A 6093-nucleotide genomic window follows, 5' to 3' on the forward strand; every position below is an offset into this window, starting at 1 on the left:
GGAAGAATCCGGGAGGAAATTTAAATGGTTTATCAACTCAATTGGAGGAAGACAATTGTATTGACGTTAGTCGTCGCTTTTTTTGCGTATTTATTACCAATGACAGAAGCGCATGCCAATATCGGAGAATTCGAGTATGATGACAGCGGACTTACACGTACAGAGAATGACGGTGTCGGAAATGGCAATGAAGAAGATGACGGCGGCTGGTTTGGCTGGTGGGATGATTTTAAAGAAGGCGCCGGGGATGTTGTTGATGATGTAGGTGACTTCTTTCAACCTGCAGTCGATGCAGTAGATAGTGCATGGGATTGGACAGGGGAAAAAATTTCACAATGGTGGGACTGGACTACCCAGAAAGTTTCAGAAGGCTGGGAATCTACCAAAAACGCCTGGAATGATTTCACCGAATGGACCAGTGATGTCTGGGCGAATACACCTGACTGGGTCAAATCATCACTCGCCTTTGTCGGTATTGCAGCTGTCGTTGTCGGAGTCGCTGTGGTCGGAATAATTTCTGCACCAGTGGCGATCGCTGCAATTGTAGGAGCCGGTATTGCTGGCGGTCTCTATTATGCATTGAATGGCGGCTCTGAAAGTTATAGTTTCTTAGGGGCACTAGGCTGGACAGCTGGAGGAGCGTTGCTCGGTGGTGTCGGTCAGGCGACTGGAGCACTCGCAGCAGGAGCGAACTCCCTTCGGATTTTCGCCGGCCGTCAGCTAGCGGGTATGCGATTAGCCTTTACACTTAACAGGTTTGCTTCAGGAAGCGGTCTAAGAGCAGGATTACAGGTAGCGAGAGGATTAGGAGCAGCCTGGTTGAAGATTGGAGGACCTGCGGCTGGTATTACATTTGGTTCACATGCCCTTAACTATATTCTCACTGGTAATATAGATTATGGAGAAATGGTATTTGATACAGGTCTCGCCTTCGCAACTGCTCCACTAGGTTTTGGACTGACAAAGGGGATCTTGAATTCTTTCAGGACAGTACGTACTGTAGCAGCCCCAATCGCTGGAAGCGTTGCATTGGGTGGATTTTCTAATGTCGCAATGCAATCCTTCAAAGGAGATGCTACCGCTATGGATTTCTTGATTGGATCAGCGGTAGGTCTGACGTTTGTATTGCCGGATTCCTTGGTTACAAAATTTGTGAACAATTCCGCTGCAAGTAATACGTATGAATTTGTAAAGAAACAATTGAGCGACTTGCTTTCAAATAATCTCGAAAAAAAGGTTGGTCCCACAAATAATAAATAAAGTAATTACAAGGGGTAATTTATGAGTAATAAAGGCTGGAGATTCTTACAGGTAATAGCATATATCATCATTTTTGGTGGAGGTGCCCTAGCCATCTTTTCCACTTCTGAGCCGGTCGGAGATGGGGTTCGAAGAATGGTAGAGAGACCATGGTGGTTGAACTGGTTAGGCGGTTTGATCGTATTGTCTATCTTCACTGTCGTATTTGTAGAGGTGCGCAGCAGAAATGGCGGCGTGGTCAACGCCAGGGTGATTGGTCAGACGCTTTTATGGATTGCGATCACTGTCGGTGGATTAATGTTTATCTGGTATTTGCGTGGAGATTTCAATTAACTGATTACATGGAGTGAGAGTTATGGAGAAGCGTGGATGGGCTATATTCCAGTGGACGGCAGGTAGTGCTGCTATACTGATGATCGTGACGATGTTCGTCATGACAAGTGACATTCAAGATGACAAGTTGGTGATGGTCCATCCAACTCCATGGATGTATGTGTTATTCGGATTATCCGTCATTGGAGTCTTCCTTTTTGTCCTAGGGCATCTCGCCAAAAAGAGAGAAGCGTTTGCAATCGATAAAAGCATTTTCTTCCAAGCATTGTTGTGGACGTCACTTTTTTACGGTCTATTGTTAGGGATCAATTTTTACTAAAACGAATACATATTCAATAGAGAACCAGGGAGGGGAACCATGTTACATTCACTTCGTGTATACATGCTATTTTTCATAGTATTATTCGTCATCGCAGCATGCTCGAATGAAAGCAATGGTGAACAGACGAAGGAAAAAGAAGACCCTGAGGAAAAACAAGAAGAGGCATTCGATTATCCTGAAGCTGCAAAGGATGCAGAAGGAATCATCGAACAAGGGCCAGGATCTGCCTTTCAAGATTTCGAAAATGAAGAAGCGGAAGAGAAAATGAAAGAAGAAGTAGAAGCAGAAGGAAAAGCGCTTCCGGATGATCTTTCTGCAGAACAGCTTTATAATTTTATGATCGCAAAATTCGCTTTATCCTATCAGGAAGCCAATGAAGCCTATGATCATTTCGAATCGACCTACCGATCACCAGGTGAACGAGCAGAAGAGGGAAAACAAAAAAACATCGTTTTCTTGTTAGATTCAAGCGGAAGTATGGCTGGCCAAGTGAGCGGAGGCGTGAAAATGGATCTTGCGAAATCAGCCTTGAATCGAGTTACAGGGAATACGGATCCCAATACGAAGGTGGCACTGCGTGTGTATGGTCATAAGGGGAGCAGCGAAGATAAAGATAAAAAGGTTTCCTGTGACAGCAGTGAATTGGTTTACCCATTAAATCCTTACGAGGAAGATAGTTTCCAGGAAGCGCTCAATGATTTCAAACCTTCTGGTTGGACGCCAATCGCCACTTCGCTTGAACTTGCTAAAGACGATTTTAACGAGGTTGGAGATGACGTTGAAAATATAATCTACATTATAAGTGACGGAATAGAGACTTGCGGCGGGGACCCGATTCAGGCTGCAAAAGAGATACATCAATCTGAACTGGACGTGACGGTAAATGTGATTGGGTTCAATGTGGATACAAAAGGTCAAATACAGTTGAAAGAAACAGCTGCTGCAGGCGGTGGAGAGTATAAAGACGTCAATTCCAAAACAGACCTGAACAAAACCCTTGATGATATGATCGGGGACGTCAAGAAAAACATAGATGAAGATATCAGTGATGCGAAAGCCGGAATCGATATCAATACATGGTATTCTGGACAGAGCAGTAAACTTCGCAAAATTGATGACACATTTTATTCCATCATAAAGACAGAATCAAAGGTCTTGAATGAAGTCGTATTTGCACTCGATGATGAGGGGAAGTTGAAAGAAGGATCATATTCAGAATTGAAGGATCTGATCAATGAACGGATGGAAATCATGGAGCAATACAGCCAGGAGCGTAAGGATGCACTCTTACAAGAAGTAGAAGCATCCCGAGATAAAGCACGTGAAGATCTGGAAAAGAAAAAACAACAATAGCCGGTTCATATAGGGCTGACACCATCGAATGGTTTCAGCCCTATCTTATGATATTTTGTGGTGGTGGAGAGGAGCCTGTTCATGAAAAAATGGTTGACGCACAGCTTGATGGTGCTGGTGTTGGTCTTGTCGGCGTGCAGCCCACAGTCTTCTGCAGACAAAACAACAGAAGAACCGAAGGATGAATACACGGCATTAGCAGAAGAGAAAAACAACGATCAAGACCTTCAAAAGGTTGAACTTGGCCGTTATGCGGAAGAAGTAGGCGCGACCTTGTCTTCACCGAAATATCGATCTTTCCATGTGAATTCATCTTTTAGCATAAAAGGAAAGGTGAAAGACACAAGCAAGTTTACTTCAGATTACGTCATGATCAAAGTACAAAGTGAAAAAGACGGCCCGGATGGGGAGAAAGAATTCGAATACTTTACACCAATCAATGATGGGACCTTCGAGCAAAAGGTTCAGTTGTTTAATGGAAAAGGAAAATATGAAGTGAAAGTCAGTCTGCCAGATGATCGCACTGAAAATTACTTTAAAAGACTTGCTGAATTTGAAGTGTCGAATGTGAATCCTAAAGTCAAAAGAGATGTTATGACCAGGATCCCTGCCCTGGAGCATGACCTGAAGTTCGACAACCTTCCAAGCGGTTTCTTTCAAGAAGAAGAATTCTTTGCATTGAACGGAACCGTAGAAGATGCGGAAATGATCATGGTCAAGGTGGATAAAGAAGATGAATCCTCGGAAGTCATGATTCCTGTCGCAAAAGACGGTACTTTTGCCAAAGAGATTCCGCTTTTCTATGGAAAAGGGGTTCATAAAGCAACGATCATGACTCCAGATGAAGAGCGAGAAAACTATTATAACGAAGCAGCCGTCATTCTCGTAGACAATCAATCTGAAAAAACGTATACACCGATCAACTATTCAAAGGTATATCAAGAACTCGGATATTCCCTTACACATCCGAAAGTCGGTGGAGAAGAAACGGATCTTTCTTATCCGATAAAAGGGGAAATCAATCCGGATGCCCCATATGCTGATCAGACAGAGGTTGTATTCGTCAGTACCAAGAAAGGGGAAGACGAGGCGATGTACAGCATCCCGGTGGAAGATTACAAGTTTGATGGAGAGGTCTTCCTCAGATTCGGCCCTGGAGAATATGACGTAAGTGTGTTTGCGCCAGATTTTGAACGTACGAACGGCGATTACAGGAGTTTCACAGGTCTGGCGAATTTCATGCTGAAGGGAAAAGCAGAAGACAAGAGGAATCTTCTCCCATCAAAAGGCATCCAATCTGACCACCCTGAAATCGAAACATTAGCAGGAGAACTGACTGATGGAATAACAGATGAAAAGAAAAAAGCGAAAGCGGTCTATGAATATGTAGCAAAGAATGTGACCTATGACGTCGACAAGCTGAACAACGAGTCGTTCGAATTCGATGACAGTGCATTAAAAACATTGAATGAAAAAACGGGGGTCTGTGAAGATTACTCGTATCTTACGATTGCGTTGTTGCGGGCGAGCGGAATGGAAGCAAGGATGGTGACTGGCAGAGCGACCTTCTCTTTTGCAAGGCACGCATGGGTAGAAACGAAAGTCGATGGAAAATGGCTTTTGATGGACCCTACCTGGGGCTCTGGTTACTTGAAAGACGACAAATTCGTAAAGGAATATAGAGATAAATATTTTGATCAAGACCCAAAAGAATTTGATAAGGATCACAGCCGGGAGGACATCCAGTACTGATGACCGATAAACAATGGAGAATCATGCAAATCATTTGGTATGCGGTAGGAATAAGTGGTGGTTTTTGTGCAGTATACTTTACATCTGAACATGTTGGTAACGGGCTCTATAGGATGGTGGTTAGACCTTCGTGGTTTAACTGGGTGATCGGTTTAGTCGTTTTATCTGTCTTTATGGTTACATTCATCGAAGTACGAAGTCGTAATGGCGGTGTAATCAATGGAAAAGTCATCAGGCAGACTCTACTCTGGATTGGCGTCACGGTTGGAGGGTTGATGTTTGTCTGGTATTCAAGAGGGGATTTCTAAAAAAATAACCATGAAAAATAGCCTCCTATAGTGATAGGGGCTATTTTTCTGGCTTGAAAGGTGTAAGCCATCCAGCAACGAATGAAGAAAACGGCACGCCGACGATGATGGCTAAACAAATATGTACGATATCCGCCATAGAACTATAAGGTACAAAGGCGTTGAAGACTAATTTAATCAGTTGCAAAAACCCGTAAAAGGACAGTAGGAAAATAACTAAATAGAAGATCCGATACATGATTGCCTCCATTTCCTTATACAGCACTTTTTTACTATACAAACTAATTCACTAACAAGCTGAAAAATCCTTTTGAAAGTTTTTTTGAATTTATGGTTGACCGTCTAAATGTTAGATGATATATTAGTTAAGTCGCTTCGGGACAGAGGCGAAAAGATGCCCTTCTAAAAGGGAAACAAGCTCTTTGAAAACTGAACAAAAGCCAAGCGTGAAACGGGTCTTTTTATAAGAACCCTGAATCAATTTCGATTTACATTTAATGAGCAATCAAACGATGCTCAAAGAATTTAGTAGCAAGAAGTTCGAGGAAGCAAGGAAGGTGAACACCGGATAGTACCTAGATGTACTTGAGGATGTGAACCGACGATGCTTACAACGAAATTCGATGCTAATCAATTTTTTGGAGAGTTTGATCCTGGCTCAGGACGAACGCTGGCGGCGTGCCTAATACATGCAAGTCGAGCGGACCAACGAGGAGCTTGCTCCTCAGAGGTCAGCGGCGGACGGGTGAGTAACACGTGGGCAAC

The 6093-nt window shown here is 43.3% G+C and carries 7 protein-coding genes and 1 rRNA gene; 7 read left to right on the plus strand and 1 reads right to left on the minus strand.

Features of this window, described 5'->3' with window-relative positions:
* Positions 1-24 precede the first annotated feature (24 nt).
* The 6 genes from N8M93_RS21120 to N8M93_RS21145 all read left to right on the plus strand — a co-directional run bounded on the left by N8M93_RS21120 (position 25) and on the right by N8M93_RS21145 (position 5328).
* The gene (locus N8M93_RS21120) at positions 25-1260 is read left to right on the plus strand and encodes a hypothetical protein (protein WP_261134635.1); all 1236 of its coding nucleotides are present in this window, start codon (positions 25-27) and stop codon (positions 1258-1260) included.
* Positions 1261-1281: 21 nt separating this feature from the next.
* Positions 1282-1593, plus strand: a complete 312-nt coding sequence (locus N8M93_RS21125) for a hypothetical protein (RefSeq protein WP_261134636.1) — start codon at positions 1282-1284, stop codon at positions 1591-1593.
* A 22-nt stretch (positions 1594-1615) separates the two neighbouring features.
* A complete protein-coding gene (locus tag N8M93_RS21130; protein ID WP_261134637.1) occupies positions 1616-1912 on the plus strand; it encodes a hypothetical protein in 297 nt (98 codons plus the stop codon).
* Between the two features lie 39 nt (positions 1913-1951).
* Positions 1952-3268 (plus strand): VWA domain-containing protein, encoded by a 1317-nt coding sequence (locus N8M93_RS21135; protein WP_261134638.1) that lies wholly within the window; start codon positions 1952-1954, stop codon positions 3266-3268.
* Between the two features lie 81 nt (positions 3269-3349).
* A complete protein-coding gene (locus N8M93_RS21140; protein ID WP_261134639.1) occupies positions 3350-5020 on the plus strand; it encodes a transglutaminase-like domain-containing protein in 1671 nt (556 codons plus the stop codon).
* A complete protein-coding gene (locus N8M93_RS21145; protein ID WP_261134640.1) occupies positions 5020-5328 on the plus strand; it encodes a hypothetical protein in 309 nt (102 codons plus the stop codon). The genes N8M93_RS21140 and N8M93_RS21145 overlap by 1 nt, the downstream gene beginning before the upstream one ends.
* Before the next feature lie 40 nt (positions 5329-5368).
* Here N8M93_RS21145 and N8M93_RS21150 read toward each other — a convergent pair whose 3' ends face one another.
* Entirely contained in the window at positions 5369-5566 is a 198-nt protein-coding gene (locus tag N8M93_RS21150; protein ID WP_261134641.1) for a hypothetical protein, read from the minus strand.
* Between the two features lie 397 nt (positions 5567-5963).
* On the opposite strand from N8M93_RS21150, the gene N8M93_RS21155 reads away from it, so the two are divergent.
* A 16S ribosomal RNA gene (locus N8M93_RS21155) occupies positions 5964-6093 on the plus strand; the annotation flags it as partial.

This window comes from Bacillus sp. Marseille-Q3570 (assembly GCF_946151055.1).
Lineage (GTDB): Bacteria > Bacillota > Bacilli > Bacillales > Fictibacillaceae > Pseudalkalibacillus.